Here is a 20,435-nt window from a genome sequence, read left to right on the forward strand (position 1 = left end):
ATACAGCAACGGAACTGTATATTGGGGAACTTTATCTGATGGTGCTACAATGTATTTTAACCTTGTTACCGCCAGTAACGTGCATTTTGAAGTTTCGTATAGCAAAGGGGAATGCGGAGAAGTGACTAATAACTACCATTTCATAAAAGGGAATAGACTATCTCTTGCTATTGCTCCTAATCCAACAACAGGAGAAACTACGCTGGCGATTAAATCTGATTCCAAAGAAAAAGATTTTGATGATAACGCCGAGTGGGACATGGAAATCTACAGCCCCATGCAGGCATTAAAAACGAAGAAAACCAAACTTAAAGGCAATAGCACAACCATTCAAACCGCCGGCTGGTCCAAAGGGGTTTATACTGTTCGTGTAAAATACAAGGATGAAATATTAACCGGGAAACTTATTGTGAAGCGATAGATTTTTTAGCTGTAATTAACCAAACCTTCAGGGGTTGCGTAACCCTGAAGGTTTAAACAAGCCAGTAAACTTACTTCTTACATCCCGGCTAAACCAAAAAACAGATGACAACCCGAAACAAAATACATTTGGAAAACCCCATGCAGCCTGCAGCAACAAATTCAAGGGACCGGAAAGTTTACTGCACTGTGCAGCAAAGTTTCCAATTAATTGGAAAACCTCCTGCAAGCTGCAGCAACATTTTAAAAGCAAACCTCGGAAACTACCGAAATGAAGAACATTTCCAGTTTCAAACCGAATTTAAAGGGCTGGTGGAGAAATACACGCCCGAAACGCTTAACATCAATGCGGCCAGGGCCGTTTATTTGCCGACCTACAACAAAGAAGACGGCACGCTGAATGTTATCCGCAAAAACCCGCTGACTTCCGATATCTCGGCGGCCGACGACCGGTGCGATTCGCTGGGCACCGGCCTTTTTTATACGGCAAAGGGCGCTACCTACCATTACTCTGCTGCCAAATGAGAAGCGGCCGGGCGGGTGCAGATTGTCGTTGAGAATTACGGCAACATTAACCGGAAATCGTACGACGAACAAACTGCCGCCATTAACAGTATGGTGAAAGACCTGCAAACCGGTTATGCCGAAGACATTGCCACCCTGGGCCTGGAAAAGTGGGTAACCGAACTGGCGGCAGCCAATGAGGCTTTTGAGGAGTTGATGCAAAAACGGTACGAGGCAGAAGCCGGAAAACCACAATATACCATGAAAACCGCCCGCGAGGAGGTGGATGAGGCTTATCGGGTCATCATTGAACGCATTGATGCCTTGATTATCGTGAATGGCGAAGAACAGTATGCCGGTTTTGTAAACAACCTGAACGAACGCATCGAGCGTTACAACAATGCTGTTTCGCGCCGTTACGGGCGGAACGAGAAAGAGGATGAAAATTAGCCAGCAGAGACGCACGGCCGTGTGTCTCTGCATCTCAGGGATCGGCGAAATGAATTCGCTGTCTTTTAGTCATAGCCTCACTAAGAGCGAGACTATGACTTTGTCAAAACTTTCTATTCCAGTTTTGTTTCGGAACGGTTTCCGGCTTTATCAACGGCTGCAATGAGTATCTCGCTTCCTGTTTTTTCGGTTTCAAAAACAAAGGGCCTGCTTTTTAAAGTTTGTGGCTGATGGGGCACCTCACCTGCCTTTTGGCCGTCAATAATCACCTCGTAATGCGAAACGGGTTCGTCGCCTGCCAGGGCTGTCTCCCAAATAATCCGGGTTTTTTCACCCGTTTTTTGCAGTTTCGGATTTCGTGGCCCTGAGAGTCCTTCATTTTCCAGCGCCTGGAAATAGTTGGTTTTTCCCTCTTTTACTTTGGCTGCATGTGCTTCAATTTTTCGGCGCTCTTCGGCCGATAATCCGTCGGGTTCAATCTGGGCGGCATAAAAATTCTGCACCAGCTGGCATTTCATGGGGTCGTCGTCAATCTGGCCTATACCAATAATCAACGTATGAATTCCCGGCGTGGTAAGTGCATACTCCACCAGCGGGCGGCTGGGCAGTTCGGGCGTTCCCACTTTCCGGTAAACATCGGCAGGCTCGTTCGACCATTTCGGTTCTTTATGATACATGGCCGCATCGGCAAAAACTTTCATGCCGATTATTCCCATGCCTTTGGCCTCGGCAACCGGGATAACATTGTGCTGCATGTTCATTTTCAGCTTGTCGTTGGCGTTGATGGCCACCAGCATTCCATCCAGAAGTCCGTATTCATCGCGCTGGATCATCTCCATCATTGCCGGCGGATGGGCATGCCCGGAGAAACCGATGTGACGGATCAGTTTTTCATTTTTCGGGTTCATTCCGGTGTGGTTAGTGCCGTCGCGTAAATCACGCAAAGCCACGAGCGCGCCAAAATTTCCTTCCGGATCGAGAGGCGTTTCCAGGCCTTCATATAATACGTCCACTTCATCCATGTTATGCAGGGTGTGAATCAGTACCATATCGAGGTAAGCCCCCTCGGGGTACCAGCCTTTGTTATCGCCAAACAGCTGGGTGAGCGAGCGTTTTACATCGTCAACGGCGCATTGCACTTCTTCCCCGTTCGACCAGTTACTCACATTTTCCCGCTCCGGCCAGCCGGGTTTTCCCCAGCGCATAGCCGTTTTACTGGTCAGCCAGATGGATTTGCGCAGCTCTTCGTTGTAGCCGTCTTCGCCGGGGATCAGGTTCAGTTTTTTAAAAGCTTTGTTGTAATTCAGCTGACTGTCAGCGTACAGGTTCGACGTATCGAAATAATTGATGCCCAAATCGAATGCTTTCAGAATGATGGGAACAGGATCAACGTCTTCGGGTGTCCACTGCAGTGAGGCCTGTCCACCCAGACCAAGCGTGGTTACATCGAATCCCAGGTTCCCAAACGGGCGTTTCATGGGCGCGGGTACATCCTCCACATTGCATCCGCCCAATGACATGGTTGATACCGCGGCAGTTGTTGCTGCCGATACTTTTATAAAATTCCTTCTCGAAATCGGGTATTTTTCTTTTTTCTCCATAACATTATTTTTTTTTGTAAAGATACAAAAAATGATTGAAGCACCTTCAATCCGGCACATTAAGTATCAGGTTGTCAACAAGTAAACTTACAACTTTTCAGTTCACGAAACCTGCCAGGGCATAAACCAGGGCAGCCTGCCAGTTGATGGCCACTTCGTTGTGGCTGTACGATGCTTCTTCATCCATCCAGTCGGTTGCCGAATGGCCTCCCCCCACGATGTATCCGGGCCAGGGTGCTTCCACATCATCGGCCCCCGAGCGGCGATCGTGAGGGTTCATGGGCGGGTTCAACCCCAAACCTGTTACATACGAACGGTTGTAATAATTGTGCCCGAAAATATGGTTCACGGCATCCAGTGCGGTTTCAATATATTTTTTATCGGGCTGAAGCAAGTTGGCCACCTGAAGATTAACGGTTTGCCGTGCTACTGTGCCGTTGCAACCCCAGTAGTAACGACCAGCCAGCGGACGGTTATACACATCTTCCTGGGCTTTTTTTACCAGTGCATCGGCATTCCCGAGAATGTTTTGCTGTATGGTTTTTGCTATTTCCGGTTTTTTGCCTGATTTTTCTGAAAGGGCGTAAGTGAACATGCCCAGGTTGGAAACATCGCTCCAGTCCCAGTTTTCGTCAATTTCAAAATTCATTTCGGCAGCCCGTTTTTCGAAATCGGCCAGGCATTTGGAGTCGCCGGTGGTTTCCCATAGTTCGGCAGCGGCCCACAGGCGGTCGTCCACATCGCGCGACTGGTAGCCCCCGGTTTGAAAATCGCCCTGAACAAAGCGCTTGTATCCCGGATTTTCCTGCAAAAAGCGGTAACTCACCCAGGCGGCATCAAGGCATTTTTGGGCATATTCGGCATCGTACGGTTCGAAATGGCGCGCTGCCATGGCCATCAAAGCCACGAAGTCGGCAGTGGCTGCCGAGCTCCATTCGGTGAAATAACGCTTTTCGTGGTCGTCCTGCGGCATAATAAACCCTGAAAAGTTGGTGCGTGTGAGTTTGTGCGACACCCTGCCCGAGCCGTCGGGATACTGCATTTTCAGAATCCAGTCGGTTTCCCATTTCAGTTCTTTCAAAAATTCGGGAAACCCAGGTGCTGTTTCAGGCAATTCATAATTAATTTTTCCCAGGTTTTCCTGAAAATGATCCCAGGCATAAAACAGCACCCCCAGCGTTACTCCTGCATTCACCACGTATTTGCCGTGGTCGCCTGCATCGTGCCAGCCGCCGGTGCCATCGCGCTGGGAGCCGGGTTTGCCCATGTAATCTTCATAAGCATCCTCCAAATGGCAAGCCTCTGTTTCATACACATTGCCTTGGTATTCACCGTGAACGCCCATTCCACAACGCCACAAATAAAAGGCACGATAGCTGGTTTTGGCGGCAAAACGAAATACGTCGCCGGCAATATCAAATTCAGTGGATTTACCCAACCCCGGAACTTCCAGGTAATATCTACCGGGAGTTGTCACACCGGAAAAATCGGCGGTCCACACATTCTGGTCCACATCTTTCTGAAATTCGGAACCGGTGGTTTTCCCGGTAAAAACAACATTCCCGTTTTCAGCATTTACCACTGTAAACAACTCACATTCATGCGGTATGGCTGCTGTTTTTTTCGATCCAGGCAAAAACCCGATGGAATTCAGATGCACCGGATACATTTGAGCAGCAACTGAAAATGAAAGGGTTAACAAAACAAAAAAGGAGGAAATCACTCTTCTCATCGCTATTGATTTAGGTTGCAAATTTTCACTGGGTTGAAGTTATGCAATTTTTTTAATTGTGGAAAATACAAAAAGAAAAACCATTTTATGCCAGTGGTTTTAACCACATTTTGGTTTGTATCTGTTAAACGCCTAATTCAAAAAAATACGACTGAAAATAATTCCAGCCGTATTTCTTATTTTATTCTTCCTTCCTGAGAAGAGCCAGGAAGTGTTTGTTATTTCAGGTTCTTTATACGTTTCATTGCCTCGATGGTACTTTCGCGGTCGGCAAAAGCGGAAAAGCGGAAGTAACCTTCGCCGGCAGGCCCGAATCCGGAACCCGGGGTTCCCACCACGTTGGCTTCTTTGAGCACTTTATCGAAAAAGTCCCACGAAGTCATCCCGTCTTTTGTTTTCACCCAAATGTAAGGCGCATTCACACCGCCAAAAACTTCATACCCAATTTCAGTGAGGCTTTCTTTCATAATGCGGGCGTTCTCGAGGTAATACCCGATTACTTCAGCAATTTCTTTTTTCCCATCTTCAGTAAAAACAGCAGCCGCGGCTTTTTGCACCGGGTACGAAACGCCGTTGAACTTGGTCGATTGCCTGCGGTTCCAAAGCGGCTTCACCGGATGGGCTTTTCCATTTTTGTCGTAACCCACCAGTTGTTCCGGGATTACGGTAAAAGCACAGCGTGTTCCGGTAAATCCGGCAGTTTTCGAGAAGCTGCGGAATTCGATAGCCACCTCTTTGGCACCTTCAATTTCATAAATGGAATGCGGAATATTTCCTTCCGTAATAAACGCCTCATAAGCTGCATCGAAAAGAATAATGCTTTTATTTTCGCGGGCATAGTCCACCCATTTTTTCAGCTCTTCTTTTGTGGCCACAGTACCCATCGGATTATTGGGGTAACACAGGAAAATCAAATCCGGTGTATCTTCCGGCAGCTCCGGCACAAAATCGTTTTCAATGGTACACGGCATGTACACAATCCCTTCGTAGTGGCCGTTGGGCTGGCACTGTCCGGTTTTCCCCGACATTACGGTAGTATCGGCATAAACCGGGTAAACCGGGTCGCAAATAGCTATTTTATTGTCGTGCCCGAAAATCTCCTGGATGTTCCCGGTATCGCATTTCGAACCGTCGGAGATAAAGATATCGTCGGCCGAAATATCAACTCCCCTGCTCTGGTAAGCATTTTTGGCGATGGCTTCGCGCAAAAAAGCATATCCCTGCTCGGGGCCGTACCCTTTAAACGTTTCGGCTTTGGCCATTTCATCCACACCTTCGTGAAACGCCTTTACCACACTCGGGACCAGCGGCTGAGTAACATCGCCAATGCCCATTTTAATTACTTTCTTGTCAGGGTTCGCTTCCATGAATTCACTCACCCTTCTCCCAATTTCCGGGAAGAGATAGCCCGCCTGAAGTTTCAGGTAATTTTCATTAATTAATGCCATAAATTATTGTTTTATTCAATTATTTGCTCTTTTGTGTACATACGTGCAAAGTTAAAAATATAATTATCAGCAGTGAATTCACTCTCTGGTACGGGAACAATATCGGCAATGTTTAATACTTTTGTAAAATTAAAACAACTGTTATGAAGAATTTCTTTGTGAAATCGCACGGTTTGGGAAACGATTATATTATTTTAAACCAAAGTGAAATTGAATTTGACCTGACCGAAAAAGCGATTCAACGAATATGTGATGTTCATTACGGCATTGGTTCCGACGGTATTTTGCTGAAAGTGCCCAGCCTGAATGCCAATTTCGGAGTACGTATTCTGAATCCCGATGGTTCGGAAGCGGAGAAAAGCGGCAACGGACTGCGAATTTTTGCCAAATACCTCCACGATTACAAAATTGCCAAATCGCCGGTTTTTACCATCGAAACTTCAGGTGGGCTGGTGCAGGCCGAAGTTACAGAAGAAGTAAACGGCAAAGCACAATCGGTAAAAGTGGATATGGGAAATGCCATTTTTAATTCGCCTGAAATCCCGGTGAACTGCCAAAACCCGGAGTGCATCGACGAAACGTTGCACCTCGAATACAAAGATTACAAAGTTAGCTGCGTATCGGTAGGAAACCCGCACTGCGTAATTCTTACAGATAAACTCGACGAAAAAGAGGTGAAAACCTTCGGCCCGCAAATTGAAACCAACCCCATGTTTCCCAATCGCATCAATGTACAGTTTGCAAAAGTACTTTCGCCCACCGAAGTGGAGATTATGATATGGGAACGCGGTGCCGGCTGGACCCTGTCCTCCGGAAGTTCGTCGTGTGCAGTGGCATCGGTATTGGTAAAAAAAGGATTGGTACAGCCCAATCTGACTGTAAAAATGCCCGGAGGAAACCTGATAATTGAAATTGACAGATCATGGTATATCCGGATGACAGGCGCCGTGAGGGAAATTGCCAACGGAACACTGAGCAATGAATTGCTGGAAGATATCCAATAATAGCAGAAGAATGATTAATTCTCCACTAAATTTACTGTCTTTATTTAGATTAATTCCAGGATATTTAGCACAAACACTATTTTTGTGTAGCAAAATTTAAAAGTTATGGCCGAAAAAAATTTACCTTTTTCAAAAGAACAACTGGAAAATATTATTGAAAACCACCCAACTCCTTTTCACATTTACGATGAAAAGGCAATCCGTGAAAATGCACGAAAATTCAAAAAAGCTTTCGACTGGAATGAAGGGTTTAAAGAATATTTTGCTGTTAAAGCAACTCCAAATCCTTACCTCGTAAAAATTTTGCGGGAAGAAGGTTTTGGTGCCGACTGCAGCTCGGAGGCTGAATTGGAACTGGTGAAACGCGTAGGTATGAGCGGCAACGAAATTATGCTGACCTCCAACGATACGCCGGTGAGCGAATTCAGCAAGGCAAAAGAGATGGGTGCCATAATCAACCTCGACGATATTTCGCATATTGAATACCTGCAGAAAAATGTGGGACTGCCCGAAACCATTTGCATGCGTTACAATCCGGGCGATTTAAAAGAAGGAAACCTGCTTATTGGGCATCCCGAAGAAGCCAAGTACGGTTTTACACACGAACAGATTATTGAAGGTTACCGAATTCTGAAAAGCAAGGGAGTCAAAAATTTTGGCGTGCATACCATGGTGGCTTCCAATGAACTCGATCCCGACTATTTTATTGAAACAGCCGAACTGCTGTTTAACCTGATTGCCGAAGTGCATGAAAAATCCGGCGTGGTGATTAGTTTTGCCAACATGGGCGGAGGAATCGGCATTCCATACAAACCGGAACAGAAAGCCGTGGATATGGAATATGTAAGCGAAGGAATCAAAAAACTGTACGAAGAAAAAATCACTGCCAACGGTCTGAAGCCGCTGAAACTGTTTTTTGAATCGGGCAGGGCAATAACAGGCCCTTACGGATACCTGGTATCAAAAGTGCTGCACCTGAAAGAAACTTACAAAAAATTCGCCGGTCTGGATGCCAGTATGGTAGATTTAATGCGCCCCGGGATGTATGGCGCTTACCACCACATTACCGTGGCCGGAAAAGAAAACGAACCACATACCGAAAAATATGACATAACCGGTTCGCTGTGCGAAAACAACGACAAGTTTGCCATTGACCGGATGTTGCCAAAACTGGAACCCGATGATATTGTGGTGATTCACGACACCGGCGCTCACGGCCATGCCATGGGATTCAACTACAACGGCAAGCTGCGTTCGGCCGAATTGCTGCTGCGCGAAAATGGGGAAGTGACTCAAATCCGCCGCCCGCAAACGCTCGAAGATTATTTCGAAACCCTCGATTTTGACGGATTGAAAGATTTTGAAGTTTAAACTAAAATCGGAATATTTGTGAATGGCCGGGCAATTTAACCCGGCCTTTTTTGTAATTTCGTGAAATGAAAATCGGTTTCGATGCAAAACGGGCATTTCTAAACTCCTCCGGACTGGGCAACTACAGCCGCAATACACTGAATGCCTTAAAAAACTATTTTCCTGAGAATAACTACCTACTTTTCACCCCGAAAGTGAAACCGAAACTTTTTGAAAACCATGAGCAGTTTCAGGTAGTTTCTCCGCCCGGGTTGTACAAAGGTTTTTTGAAATCAATTTGGCGCAGCTATTTCCTAACAGGGAGGTTGAAAAAATCCAACCTGGACCTTTTTCACGGACTAAGCAACGAGCTGCCTTCCGGCATCCAAAAAACAGGCATTCCTTCAGTAGTTACCATTCACGACCTGATTTTTATGCGCTACCCGGAATTTTACAAGCCGCTGGACCGCAATATCTATTTCCGGAAAATGAAATATGCCTGCCAGGTTGCTAACAAAATCATAGCCATCAGCCGGCAAACCAAAAGCGATTTGGAAACTTTTTTTAAGGTTGCCCCGGGAAAAATTGAAATTATTCACCAGCCCGTAGCGGCCACATTTTTCAAAAAACAGGACACATCAAAAGTGTTTACCGATCATGTAATTCCTGAAAATTTTATTCTGGCAGTGGGGACAATCGAACCACGCAAAAATCAACTTGCACTGCTCAGGGCTGTTCAAAATTCAAAAATTGAAACCCCAATTGTTTTTGTAGGCAAACCAACAACCTATATTTCTGAATTGAAAAATTTTATTGACAGAAACAACATGCAACGCCAGGTCTTTTTTCTTTCCGGTTTGGAAAAAGAAGAGTTGGCAGCACTTTACCGGAAGGCGCTGTTATCGGTTTATATTTCTGTTTTCGAGGGATTTGGTCTTCCTGTCATCGAGTCGATGGCAAGCGGCTGTCCGGTGCTGACTTCTTCCGTTTCGTGTTTGCCCGAAACGGCAGGCGATGCCGCTGTTTTATGCAATCCGGCGGATGCAAGCGATGTTGCTGAAAAATTAAAATCGTTACTCGAAGATGAATCTCTCAGAAAACAAATAATTCAGAAAGGTGTTGAACGGGCCAAAGCTTTTCATCCTGAAATTTATGCCAAAAAATTAATTTCTTTGTACACCAGTTTATTGAAGTAAAAAAACATGCAAAACGATATTAAAAAAGCGCTGGGAGTTTTAAAAAACGGGGGAGTGATTTTGTATCCCACCGACACTATTTGGGGACTGGGCTGCGATGCCACCAACCCCGACGCGGTTAAAAAAATCTATGAAATTAAAAAGCGGGAAGATTCAAAAAGTATGCTGGTGTTGATGGAAAACCCGGCACTGCTGGAACGATATGTTAATGAAGTGCCCGAAGTGGCGTGGGATTTGGTGGAAATCAGCACCACACCGCTGACAGTGATTTACCCCGGTGCCAAAAACCTGGCAGCCAATTTAATTGCCGACGACGGCAGCGTTGGCATCCGGTTCACCAAAGAGGAATTTACCAGCCGTTTGCTGCAACGGTTTCGCCGCCCGATAGTCTCAACATCAGCGAACATCAGCGGGGAAAAAGCTCCGGCTTTTTTCGATGAAATTTCAGAAGATATTAAAGAGCAGGCAGATTACATTGTGGAATACCGGCAGGATGATGTAATCCCGTCGCAACCATCGAGTATCATTAAACTTGGTCCCGGCGGGCAAATTGATATTATCCGGAAATAAAAAGCCACTGCAAAAATGCAATGTCTTAAACCCAGATTATTTAAGGAAATAACAATATGTCCCTAAATTATTTCTTGTTTATTATCAAAGGTATAGTAGGTAACACGCATGTATTTTAATCATCATCTTGGGTGCAAATGTTTTACATGCTCGTTTCAGATTTTTAGAAAAACTCCTGTTACTTTCATTTGAATTTGGTAGCTTTAGAAACAGAAATTTAACTTCCTTTAATAATGAAAAGAGCGCTTGCCACCATAAAAGATATTGCGCGGGAACTAAAAGTTTCGCCGTCAACCGTTTCAAGGGCGCTGAAAAACCATCCTGACATTAGCGCAGAAACCAAAAAGGCGGTAAAAGAACTCGCCCAAGAACTAAACTACCAGCCCAATGCAGTGGCACTCAGCCTAAAACACCAAAAAAGCAACACCATCGGCGTTATCATACCGAAAATTGTACACTACTTTTTTTCATCAGTTATCAGTGGTATTGAAGATGTGGCTTACGATGCCGGAATAAATGTTATCATTTGCCAGTCGAACGAAAGATACGACCGCGAGGTTGCCAACGTAAAAACATTGCTGGCCAACCGGGTTGATGGTATTCTGATGTCGGTTTCAAAAGAGACCCAGGATTTTAATCACATCGAATATATTCGCGAGAACCAGGTCCCCATGGTTTTTTACGACCGCATTGCCCCGGGATTTATTACCGACCAGGTTATTATCGACGACTTTGAAGCAGCCTGCCAGGCTACAAAACACCTGACCGATTCAGGCAGAAAAAAAATTGCCCATTTTGCAGGGCCGCAAAACCTGTTGCTCGGTCGTCAGCGAAAAGCCGGGTACCAAAAAGCTATTGCCGAAGCAGGTTTAACAACCGGCGATGAACTGATTTTCAGTACCGATAGTTTTGAAAAAGCCCACCTGACAGTTTTGGACATCCTGAACAAAAAAACAGAAATTGACGGCCTTTTTGCAGTTAACGATCTTACGGCCATCGGGGCAATGAAAACACTTTTAAAACATGGCGTAAAAATACCCAAAGACGTGGCAATCGTCGGTTTTTCTGACGGAAGGCTTTCAGGAATTACCGATCCTTCATTAACTTCCGTCGATCAGCACGGTTACGAAATGGGCTCTGCTGCCACCGAAATGCTTCTACGAAGAATTACTTCCAAAAAAAATTACCCGGCCGAAACAAGAATCCTGAATGCCAATCTTATTGTCAGGGAATCGTCAGCTATTTAAAAAAATGATTTTTTTGTCTCTCCGCAAACGTTTGAAACAACTATTCAAGCTTCAAAACTCCCTTTTTCAGTTTGTTGTAAAAACTAAAATATTTGTTTTTTTAAGATTTTATGCCGTATATTTGATTTGGCTTATCACATTATACTTCTCGTCTGCAACGCAGCAAATATCCCGAAATGTAATTTTTTTACATTGCATCGATGTAACTTAAAATATTGAATTATGAGTAAGAAACCTACGCTCAGCTTTTGGCAGATTTGGAATATGAGTTTCGGTTTTCTGGGCATTCAGTTTGGATTTGCACTGCAAAATGCGAATGTCAGCCGGATATTCGAAACGCTGGGTGCCGAGGTGGAAAATATTCCCATTTTGTGGATTGCCGCACCAGTTACCGGTTTGGTGGTTCAGCCTATTATCGGCCACATGAGCGACAAAACCTGGACCCGCCTGGGTCGCCGCCGTCCCTATTTTTTGGTTGGGGCCATTTTGGCTTCGCTGGCGCTGATTATAATGCCCGATTCCCCTGCATTGTGGATAGCGGCCGGTATGCTCTGGATAATGGATGCCTCCCTGAATGTTTCCATGGAACCATTTCGCGCTTTTGTGGGCGACATGCTGCCCAACGAACAGCGCACCCGCGGTTTTGCCATGCAAAGTTTTTTTATCGGCACCGGCGCAGTGGTGGGATCACTCCTGCCTTACATAATGACAAACTGGCTGAACATCCCGAACACTGCTCCTGAGGGAGTTATTCCACCCTCAGTGCGATGGTCATTTTATACTGGGGCATTCATATTTTTTCTCGCCATTCTATGGACCATCATCTCTACCAAAGAATACCCGCCCGAAAAAATGCAAGAATACGAAAATGAAGGACTTTATCATTCATCATGAATGGAAAATAATAGAAGAGGATTTCAATCCTGAAAACAACCGGATTTCAGAAAGTATTTTCAGTATTGGAAACGGCAAAATGGGCCAGCGTGCCAATTTTGAGGAAAACTACTCGGGCGATTCTCTGCAAGGCACTTACATTGCCGGAATCTATTATCCTGACAAAACCCGCGTGGGCTGGTGGAAAAACGGATATCCGGAATACTTTGCCAAAATTATTAACTCCACCAACTGGATTGGAATCGATATTTCAGTAAACGGCGAAGTACTCGACCTGGCCAAAATGAAAATTGAAAAATTCAGGCGCGAACTCGATATGAAAGAAGGTGTACTTTCACGCAGTTTTGTGGCCACAATGCCCGGCCGACAAAAAGTGGAAGTAAACTCCACGCGCTTTGTCAGCATCGACGATACCGAAATTGGGGCCATCCGCTACTCGGTAAAAGCACTGAATTTTTCGGGGGAGCTGACCCTTTCACCTTACCTCGACGGTGATGTAAAAAACGAAGATGCCAACTTCGATGAAAAATTCTGGGTGGAAAAGCATAAAGAAATCAATAAAAATGAAGGTTACCTGACGCTGGAAACACTGAGAACCCGTTTCCAGGTTACCACCGGAATGTGGTTCAGCATTCTGAAAAATAATGAAAAAGTTGCGGGACAACCCGAAAATGTCATCCGTGAAAAATACATCGGGGCATCGCAAACAATTCAGGTTAAAAAAGAAGACGAAATTACAATTGAAAAACTGGCGGCAACGGTTTCATCGTTGAACTACCCAAAACCCGATTTGCTGAAAAAAGCCAAATCTGCCATTGCCCGGGCACAAAATGCCGGATTCGACAAGCTTTTTAAAAACCACAAAAACAAGTGGCTAAAAAAATGGAAAACCAGCGATATAAAAATTGAAGGAGATATTGCCGCCCAGCAGGGAATCCGCTACAATATCTTTCAGATGAACCAAACCTACACCGGAGAAGACGAGCGCCTGAACATTGGCCCCAAAGGATTTACCGGCGAAAAATACGGAGGTGTAACTTATTGGGATACTGAAGCTTATTGTTTACCTTTCTTTTTGAGCACGGCTCCTCCAGAAGTGGCAAAAAACCTGCTGCTTTACCGGCACAAACACCTTAAAAAAGCCATTGAAAATGCTGAAAAGCTCGGCTTTAAAAACAACGCCGCGCTTTACCCGATGGTAACCATCAACGGCGAGGAGTGCCACAACGAATGGGAAATTACCTTCGAAGAAATTCACCGCAACGGCGCCATTGCCTACGCCATTTATAATTATATCAACTACACCGGCGATAAAGAATACCTCGCGCCCTACGGTTTCGAGGTACTTTTGGCCATCAGCCGTTTCTGGAGCCAGCGAGTGAACGGGTCAGAGGAAAAGCAAAAATTTGTAATGCTGGGCGTTACCGGACCGAACGAATACGAGAACAACGTGAACAACAACTTTCACACCAATTACATTGCAGTGTGGACACTGAAGTACACGCTTGAAGCTATCGACTACCTGAAAAAAAAGTTCCCGTTTTTGTTTGAAGAGCTGATTAAAAAATGGAAGTTCAATGAAACAGCAGAAACTACGCACTGGAAGAATATTATTGAAAACATGCATTTCCCATACGATAAAAATCAAAAGTTGTTTTTACAGCAAGACGGGTTTTGCGACAAAGTACTGCAACCGGTTTCGAAACTTCCGGCAAAAGAACAGCCTATAAATCAGAAATGGTCGTGGGACCGGATTCTGCGCTCGTGCTACATCAAACAGGCCGACACGCTGCAAAGTATTTTCTGGTTTGAAAATGATTTTTCAGATGAGCAGATAAAAAAGCATTTTGATTTTTACGAACCGTTTACCGTACATGAATCATCGCTCTCGCCATGTGTGCATTCCATTCTGGCAGCCAAAATCGGGTACGAAAAAAAGTCGTATGACATGTACCTGCGCACTGCCCGCCTCGATTTAGACAATTACAACAACGACACCGACGACGGCCTGCACATCACCAGCATGGGAGGTACCTGGATGTCGGTGGTAATGGGATTTTGCGGGGTCCGTGTAAAAAACAACCGGCTTGTTTTCAACCCTTTTCTGCCAAAAAAATGGAAAGCGTATTCATTCCGCATCAATTTCAGGGGCACCCATCTCGAAGTAAAAATGGAACGAAATGAATTTACCGTTGTAAACCATTCCAATCAAAAAACCTCGATTCAGGTTTGGAAAGAACAAGCTGAAATAGAAGGCAATAAACAAGTAAAACTTAAAAATTCAAAATAATATGAAACGCACTGTTTTTTCTGTGTTGATTACCCTCATCGCCTTGAATATTGTATCGGGCCAGGTCCAGCTCGAGCGGGTGGAACCCATGTTTTGGTGGGCCGGAATGAAATCGCCCGACCTGCAACTGATGGTTTATGGCGAAAATATTTCTGAAACAAATGTTTCGCTTGAATACTCCGGCGTAGAATTGGTTTCGGTTTCCAAAGTTCAAAACCCAAACTATCTTTTTATCGATTTAAAACTTTCGGAATCTGTAAAACCGGGCAGTTTCGACCTCCTTTTTCAAAAAGAAAATGAAACGGTGGAAACGTATAATTACGAATTGAAAGCCCGCGAAAACGGTTCGGCCAGCCGCGAAGGTTTCGACCAGTCGGATGTGATTTACCTGATTACCCCCGACCGTTTTGTGAACGGAAACCCGGGCAACGACCAGGTGGAAGGGATGAAAGAGCTGCCCGACCGAACTGACAAAGACGGCAGACACGGCGGCGATATCCGCGGAATTATCAACTCGCTCGATTACCTGCAGGACATGGGATTTACAGCAGTGTGGCTCAATCCGGTGCTGGAAAACAACATGACGCAGGTTTCGTACCACGGTTATTCCACCACCGATTTTTACAAGGTCGATCCACGTTTTGGCTCCAACGAAGAGTATCGCGAACTCAACGATGAATTAGACAAACGCGGCATGAAACTGATCATGGACATGATTTTTAACCACTGTGGATCGGAACACTGGTGGATGGACGACCTGCCCATGAATGACTGGATTAATCATTACCCGGAATATAAAATTACTTCGCACCGGCGCACCGTAAACCAGGATCCACACTCCTCGGAGTCGGATTACAAAGCCATGGTAGATGGCTGGTTTGTGCCTACCATGCCCGACCTGAACCAAAAAAATGAGTTCATGAAAAATTACCTCATCCAGAACAGCATCTGGTGGATTGAGTTCGTGGGCCTCGAAGGAATCAGGCAGGATACGTGGCCTTATCCCGACAAACACATGATGGCCGAATGGACACAACGGGTTTTGGAAGAATACCCGGATTTCAACATTGTGGGCGAAGAGTGGAGCCTGAACCCGGCCATTGTTTCGTACTGGCAGAAAGGACAGAATAATTTTGACGGGTACGAATGCCACCTGCCAAGCCTGATGGATTTTCCGCTGCAAAGTGCAGTTAGCAGCGGTTTGACAAACGAAGAAGGCTGGGGAACCGGGCTCATTGAAATGTACGAAATGCTGGCCAACGATTTTTTGTACCCCGATCCTGACAACCTTGTGGTATTCCCGGACAACCACGACATGTCGCGTTTTTTTGTACAGGTGGGCGAAGATGTGAATTTGCTGAAAATGGGAATCGCATATTTCCTGACTACGCGCGGCATTCCACAGTTGTACTACGGAACCGAAGTTTTAATGACACACGAGGGTAACGAACACGGTAATATCCGCGCTGAATTTCCCGGCGGCTGGACCGATCACGACGTAAATGCTTTTACAGGCGAAGGTTTGACGGCCGAACAAAAAAAGGTGCAGAACTATATTTCCACCATTCAAAACTGGCGGAGAAACAAAGAGGTTATCCACCACGGCAAACTGATTCATTTTACACCCGAAGATGGTATTTACACTTACTTCCGTTACAATGATGATGAAACAGTAATGGTGGTACTAAACAAAAACAGGGAGGAAAAAATGCTTTCCACAGAGCGATTCAGTGAAATTCTGAAAGGTTATTCCACAGGAAAAGAAATAATTACGTCGAAAACTATTTCTGATCTTTCAGAAATAAAAGTTCCTGCAATAGCGACAATGATTATTGAATTGGAGTAGAAAAAACCAATTATTTTCTTTGATCGACCGTAGGAAATAGAGCGAATTATTACGGTCGATCGTAGAAAATCGCCTGAATTGCTACGATGTTGAAGTTTATCTATGCCAGAAGAAATATCAGAAACTAACAAGTTTTCTCACTGTTTTAGAATTTATGCCGGAATTTCACTAAAATTGTAAGCAACCTTTTGATAAGAAAAAAAATTACCAATGAACCGGTTAAAACTCAATTTCAATTTTTCGCAGATAACTGTTTTTGCATTTGCACTTGCACTGTTTTCATGCAATCCGCCGGTAGAAAAACAAAGCGACGAAAACCCTAAAGAGAACGACTATAACGTTGCTGCTTACGTCTGGCCATCGTGCCACCACGACGAGCGGTTTGGCGATATGCTGTGGCCCGAAGGAACGGGCGAGTGGGAAATCATAAAAAAAGGAACTCCCCGGTTCGAGGGGCACTACCAGCCCAAAACTGATTACCGTTTTTTCGTGGAACGAATGGATTGAAGGCGGCTACCTGCTGCCTGACATGAAATACGGTTTTGGCCACCTGGAAGCTGTGAAAAGGGTGATGGAAGGAGAATACAATCCCTATCCTTCGAATTGGAACCAATAATTTCCTGCTGCCGAAATAATTAAAGCATCAAAAAAAGTCGTTAAAAAAGTAAACCTTTTTCGAGAAATTCTGTTTAAATAGTTGAAAGAAATTAGTTAACCCACCATACAGATGGTTTGGTTTTTGGTTTAGTTTAGGTTTAGGTTGATTGAGAAAAGGCTGGTTGTTGAACCGGCCTTTCTTTTTTTATCGTTTCATAATTCCGTAACACACAATTTTCAGGATAGTATCCACGCTGCGTTCCAGGTTCACTTCACCGTAATGCCCGGCCGAAAGCGGCATTTCAAGGCCTTTAATGGCAGTGGTAATTCCTATTGCAGACAGGTTAAAATCGTAAATCTCAAATTCATTTTTGCGGACACCTTCAATAAGAATTCGTTTTATCATTCTAATCTCATCCTGCTCGTAGCGGTGTTTAATATCTTCAATAAACTCAACGGCAGTAACATCATTCTCAATGGCGTGGTAAAAATTGGCCAGGCTCCTGAAAGTGGTCAATTTGGTAAGGACGTAATCGCGCAGTTTGTCAACCGGGTCGGTGTTTCTGTTGATTACAATTTCCAGTTCACGGGCCAAAATTTCAACCTCTTTCATAATTACAGCCTGAAAAAGATCTTCTTTACTTTTAAAATAGTAGTAAAGCGAGCTTTTCCCTTTTCGCACCGCATTGGCAATGTCGTCGAGTGTGGTTTTTTTGTAGCCGTATTTGCTAAAAATTTCGCGCGCAATTTTTAGAATGTTCTCTCTGTTCTGATCTCTTTTGCTGCCGTTTTCAGAAATGGTTTGCATCTTAGTTTGTTTTGCCGCATTAATACAGGTAGCAAATATAATTATTTATTTCACCTGCAAAACTGGTTGGAACTTTTTACTTTTACAGACGAATGGCTGCAGGTTAATCGCCACTGCCTTCAAATTACTGAATACACAATCCTCAATATTCGAAGTGAGATTCATTCTCGTCTTCCACAAGCTGAAAATCAAGTTGTTTTCGTTCAAGGTTTGTGCGCCAAATTTTCACTTTTATGTCGGCTCCCAACTGGTATGATTTATTTTTGTGGCGACCTACCAGTGCATAATTTTTTTCATCAAAAACATAGAAATCGTCGTCCAGCTCACGAATGGGAACCATGCCTTCAATTTTATTTTCCAGTTCAACAAAAATTCCAAAATCGGTAACTCCAGAAATCACACCAGAGTAAACTTCACCCACGTGGTCCTGCATAAATTCCACCTGTTTGTATTTAGTGGAAGCCCGCTCGGCATTCACAGCACGTGCTTCCATGTCGGAAGAATGGCGGCACAAATCTTCATATTTCTTTTCGTTGGCCGAGCTGCCGCCTTCCAGGTATTTTTCGAGCAGGCGATGAACCATCATGTCGGGGTAGCGGCGAATGGGCGAAGTAAAGTGCGTGTAATAATCGAATGCAAGCCCGTAGTGCCCAATATTTCGTGTTGAATAAACAGCTTTGGCCATGGTCCTTATTGCCAATGTTTCCACCAGGTTCTGCTCCTTTTTCCCCTTCACATTCTGCATCAGGTTGTTGAGCGAAGTAGAAATCGCGCGGGGCGTAGTCATTTGAATGCCATAACCAAAACGATGGATAAATGAATTGAACGATTCCAGTTTCTCGGCATCTGGCTTATCGTGAATTCGATACACAAAAGTTTTCGACGTTTTATTTCTTCCTTTTTTGCCGATGAATTCAGCTACGCGTTTGTTGGCCAGCAGCATGAATTCTTCAATCAACTCGTTGGCTTCCTCTGCCTGTTTAAAATGAACCGACAGGGGTTTGCCTTTTTCATCGATATTAAATTTTATTTCGATGCGATCGAACGCGATGGAACCTTTTTTGAAACGTTCATCCCGGAGTTTTATGGCTAAATCGTTCAAAGTCAGCAATTCTTCAGCCAGTTCTCCTTCTCCTTTTTCGATAATTCCCTGTGCATCTTCGTAAGCAAACCTCCGGTTGGAGTGAATTACCGTTTTTCCAAACCACTCTTTTTTAATGCCTGCTTCTTCATTCATCTCAAAAACAGCCGAAAAGCAAAGTTTGTCTTCATTGGGCCGTAGTGAACAAACCCCGTTTGAAAGCCTTTCGGGGAGCATGGGAACAACCCTGTCAACCAGGTAAACGGACGTTGCACGGTCCCTGGCTTCATCTTCAATTATGGTGTTGGGTGTAACGTAATGTGTAACATCGGCAATGTGGATGCCCACTTCCCAGTTTCCATTGTTGAGTTTCCGAAGCGAAAGCGCGTCGTCAAAATCTTTGGCATCGGCCGGGTCGATTGTAAAAGTGGTGACATCCCGGAAATCGCGGCGTTTTTTGTATTCTTCTTTTGGAATTTCCAATGGAATTCTCTCCGCTGCTTTATCCACTTTTTCGGGAAAAATGTGCGGCAGTTCAAATTCGGCAAGAATGGCGTGCATTTCGGCATCGTTATCGCCGGTGTCGCCCAGTACTTCAACAATCTGACCAATTGGGCTGCGCGCTTTTGGCGGCCATTCAACAATTTCGGCAATGGCTTTCTGCCCGTCTTTTGCACCTTTCAATTTTTCTTTCGGAATAAAAATATCGAAGCTCACTTTCCCTGACGGCGCAAGGAATGCAAAGTTGCGCGACATTTCAACTGTTCCTACAAAATGTGTTTTTTCGCGTTCAACTATTTCAATAACCTCCCCTTCCAAATCGTGTTTTTTGCGGCGGGCATACAGCCGGACTTTTACTTTATCGCCCTCCATGGCATGGTTGAGGTTACGCGACGAAACCAGTACCGGCCGGTCCATCTCTTCGCTGATAATATAAGCAAAACCCTGCGGCTGGAGTTCAACCACTCCGCAAATCGTACCGGTTTTGGCTTTCAGCTTGTATTTCCCGCGCGAAACCTCATCAAGGTACTCGTCATCTTTTAATTCCTGCAAAACTATATTTACCAATTGCCGTGTTTCGCTATCCTTAATTCCCAGCCACGAAGAAATTTGCTTATAGTTTACCGTCTTACCTGTTTCTTCGTAAAGCATGGAAAGGATGATGCTTTTGAGTTTCTTTTTATTGAAAGTAACTGATTTTTTGAACTTCCGTTTTTGTTTTTTCTTCTTTTTGGCCATTGAATTTCGTTTTATATAAGGCAAGTTAAATTTTTTATCTGATTCCTGCCAGTTTTTTGAATTATTCATTCCATTTTTTTAGCAAAGCTAACCTGCATATTTAACAACCCTTAATATTCAATGTTTGCAGGAATTTGTATGTTTGTGGTTCGTTTTTT

Annotated in this window: 17 protein-coding genes and 1 pseudogene; 13 read left to right on the top strand and 5 right to left on the bottom strand. The window is 44.5% G+C overall.

All coding sequences use genetic code 11. The annotated features are described in order from the left end of the window. The 3 genes and pseudogenes from ACTCNA_RS07195 to ACTCNA_RS07205 all read left to right on the top strand — a co-directional run. On the top strand, positions 1 to 421 hold a 421-nt coding region (locus tag ACTCNA_RS07195; RefSeq protein WP_462947227.1), incomplete at its 5' end, for a T9SS type A sorting domain-containing protein. Positions 422 to 525: 104 nt separating this feature from the next. After that, complete coding sequence (locus ACTCNA_RS07200; protein WP_462947228.1) at positions 526 to 945, top strand: hypothetical protein; 420 nt, start codon at positions 526 to 528, stop codon at positions 943 to 945. A gap of 12 nt (positions 946 to 957) precedes the next feature. After that, positions 958 to 1,374 (top strand): annotated as a pseudogene (locus ACTCNA_RS07205) (DUF6261 family protein); the annotation flags it as partial. Positions 1,375 to 1,487: 113 nt separating this feature from the next. Here the strand turns inward: ACTCNA_RS07205 and ACTCNA_RS07210 are convergent. The 3 genes from ACTCNA_RS07210 to ACTCNA_RS07220 form a co-directional block, all read right to left on the bottom strand. After that, entirely contained in the window at positions 1,488 to 2,975 is a 1,488-nt protein-coding gene (locus ACTCNA_RS07210; RefSeq protein ID WP_462947229.1) for an aldo/keto reductase, read from the bottom strand. A 97-nt stretch (positions 2,976 to 3,072) separates the two neighbouring features. Beyond that, the gene (locus ACTCNA_RS07215; RefSeq protein WP_462947230.1) at positions 3,073 to 4,707 is read right to left on the bottom strand and encodes a glycoside hydrolase family 9 protein; all 1,635 of its coding nucleotides are present in this window, start codon (positions 4,705 to 4,707) and stop codon (positions 3,073 to 3,075) included. A gap of 218 nt (positions 4,708 to 4,925) precedes the next feature. Next, the gene (locus ACTCNA_RS07220) at positions 4,926 to 6,155 is read right to left on the bottom strand and encodes an LL-diaminopimelate aminotransferase (protein ID WP_462947231.1); all 1,230 of its coding nucleotides are present in this window, start codon (positions 6,153 to 6,155) and stop codon (positions 4,926 to 4,928) included. A gap of 143 nt (positions 6,156 to 6,298) precedes the next feature. Between ACTCNA_RS07220 and dapF the strand changes: the two genes are divergently transcribed. The 10 genes from dapF (at position 6,299) to ACTCNA_RS07270 (ending at position 17,168) form a co-directional block, all read left to right on the top strand. Beyond that, a complete protein-coding gene (dapF, locus tag ACTCNA_RS07225; protein ID WP_462947232.1) occupies positions 6,299 to 7,159 on the top strand; it encodes a diaminopimelate epimerase in 861 nt (286 codons plus the stop codon). Between the two features lie 105 nt (positions 7,160 to 7,264). Further along, a complete protein-coding gene (locus ACTCNA_RS07230; RefSeq protein ID WP_462947233.1) occupies positions 7,265 to 8,530 on the top strand; it encodes a diaminopimelate decarboxylase family protein in 1,266 nt (421 codons plus the stop codon). Positions 8,531 to 8,595: 65 nt separating this feature from the next. Beyond that, on the top strand, positions 8,596 to 9,705 hold the full coding sequence (locus tag ACTCNA_RS07235; protein ID WP_462947234.1) for a glycosyltransferase family 4 protein: 1,110 nt from the start codon (positions 8,596 to 8,598) through the stop codon (positions 9,703 to 9,705). A gap of 6 nt (positions 9,706 to 9,711) precedes the next feature. Next, positions 9,712 to 10,275, top strand: coding sequence for an L-threonylcarbamoyladenylate synthase (locus ACTCNA_RS07240; protein WP_462947235.1), 564 nt, complete (start codon positions 9,712 to 9,714; stop codon positions 10,273 to 10,275). 233 nt (positions 10,276 to 10,508) lie between these two features. Beyond that, on the top strand, positions 10,509 to 11,522 hold the full coding sequence (locus ACTCNA_RS07245) for a LacI family DNA-binding transcriptional regulator (RefSeq protein ID WP_462947236.1): 1,014 nt from the start codon (positions 10,509 to 10,511) through the stop codon (positions 11,520 to 11,522). 222 nt (positions 11,523 to 11,744) lie between these two features. Further along, the gene (locus ACTCNA_RS07250) at positions 11,745 to 12,416 is read left to right on the top strand and encodes an MFS transporter (RefSeq protein WP_462947237.1); all 672 of its coding nucleotides are present in this window, start codon (positions 11,745 to 11,747) and stop codon (positions 12,414 to 12,416) included. Beyond that, positions 12,391 to 14,706, top strand: a complete 2,316-nt coding sequence (locus ACTCNA_RS07255) for a family 65 glycosyl hydrolase domain-containing protein (protein ID WP_462947238.1) — start codon at positions 12,391 to 12,393, stop codon at positions 14,704 to 14,706. Before ACTCNA_RS07250 ends, ACTCNA_RS07255 begins: the two co-directional genes overlap by 26 nt. A 1-nt stretch (position 14,707) precedes the next feature. After that, the gene (locus ACTCNA_RS07260) at positions 14,708 to 16,552 is read left to right on the top strand and encodes a glycoside hydrolase family 13 protein (protein WP_462947239.1); all 1,845 of its coding nucleotides are present in this window, start codon (positions 14,708 to 14,710) and stop codon (positions 16,550 to 16,552) included. 210 nt (positions 16,553 to 16,762) lie between these two features. Then, positions 16,763 to 17,059, top strand: coding sequence for a glycoside hydrolase family 99-like domain-containing protein (locus ACTCNA_RS07265; RefSeq protein ID WP_462947240.1), 297 nt, complete (start codon positions 16,763 to 16,765; stop codon positions 17,057 to 17,059). Further along, complete coding sequence (locus ACTCNA_RS07270) at positions 17,055 to 17,168, top strand: hypothetical protein (RefSeq protein WP_462947262.1); 114 nt, start codon at positions 17,055 to 17,057, stop codon at positions 17,166 to 17,168. The genes ACTCNA_RS07265 and ACTCNA_RS07270 overlap by 5 nt, the downstream gene beginning before the upstream one ends. A gap of 186 nt (positions 17,169 to 17,354) precedes the next feature. Here ACTCNA_RS07270 and ACTCNA_RS07275 read toward each other — a convergent pair whose 3' ends face one another. Then, the gene (locus ACTCNA_RS07275; protein ID WP_462947241.1) at positions 17,355 to 17,957 is read right to left on the bottom strand and encodes a TetR/AcrR family transcriptional regulator; all 603 of its coding nucleotides are present in this window, start codon (positions 17,955 to 17,957) and stop codon (positions 17,355 to 17,357) included. A 142-nt stretch (positions 17,958 to 18,099) separates the two neighbouring features. Beyond that, positions 18,100 to 20,346 carry a ribonuclease R gene (rnr, locus tag ACTCNA_RS07280; RefSeq protein ID WP_462947242.1) on the bottom strand — a complete coding sequence of 749 codons (2,247 nt, stop codon included), beginning with the start codon at positions 20,344 to 20,346 and terminating at the stop codon, positions 18,100 to 18,102. Positions 20,347 to 20,435 lie beyond the last annotated feature (89 nt).

The organism is Tangfeifania sp. (assembly GCF_055108615.1).

Bases quoted from the DNA above. Each gene is read 5' to 3' on its own strand.
- ACTCNA_RS07200 (WP_462947228.1), top strand. From the start codon at position 526: ATGACAACCCGAAACAAAATACATTTGGAAAACCCCATGCAGCCTGCA.
- ACTCNA_RS07210 (WP_462947229.1), bottom strand. From the start codon at position 2,975: ATGGAGAAAAAAGAAAAATACCCGATTTCGAGAAGGAATTTTATAAAA.
- ACTCNA_RS07215 (WP_462947230.1), bottom strand. From the start codon at position 4,707: ATGAGAAGAGTGATTTCCTCCTTTTTTGTTTTGTTAACCCTTTCATTT.
- ACTCNA_RS07220 (WP_462947231.1), bottom strand. From the start codon at position 6,155: ATGGCATTAATTAATGAAAATTACCTGAAACTTCAGGCGGGCTATCTC.
- dapF (WP_462947232.1), top strand. From the start codon at position 6,299: ATGAAGAATTTCTTTGTGAAATCGCACGGTTTGGGAAACGATTATATT.
- ACTCNA_RS07230 (WP_462947233.1), top strand. From the start codon at position 7,265: ATGGCCGAAAAAAATTTACCTTTTTCAAAAGAACAACTGGAAAATATT.
- ACTCNA_RS07235 (WP_462947234.1), top strand. From the start codon at position 8,596: ATGAAAATCGGTTTCGATGCAAAACGGGCATTTCTAAACTCCTCCGGA.
- ACTCNA_RS07240 (WP_462947235.1), top strand. From the start codon at position 9,712: ATGCAAAACGATATTAAAAAAGCGCTGGGAGTTTTAAAAAACGGGGGA.
- ACTCNA_RS07245 (WP_462947236.1), top strand. From the start codon at position 10,509: ATGAAAAGAGCGCTTGCCACCATAAAAGATATTGCGCGGGAACTAAAA.
- ACTCNA_RS07250 (WP_462947237.1), top strand. From the start codon at position 11,745: ATGAGTAAGAAACCTACGCTCAGCTTTTGGCAGATTTGGAATATGAGT.
- ACTCNA_RS07255 (WP_462947238.1), top strand. From the start codon at position 12,391: ATGAAGGACTTTATCATTCATCATGAATGGAAAATAATAGAAGAGGAT.
- ACTCNA_RS07260 (WP_462947239.1), top strand. From the start codon at position 14,708: ATGAAACGCACTGTTTTTTCTGTGTTGATTACCCTCATCGCCTTGAAT.
- ACTCNA_RS07265 (WP_462947240.1), top strand. From the start codon at position 16,763: ATGAACCGGTTAAAACTCAATTTCAATTTTTCGCAGATAACTGTTTTT.
- ACTCNA_RS07275 (WP_462947241.1), bottom strand. From the start codon at position 17,957: ATGCAAACCATTTCTGAAAACGGCAGCAAAAGAGATCAGAACAGAGAG.
- rnr (WP_462947242.1), bottom strand. From the start codon at position 20,346: ATGAATAATTCAAAAAACTGGCAGGAATCAGATAAAAAATTTAACTTG.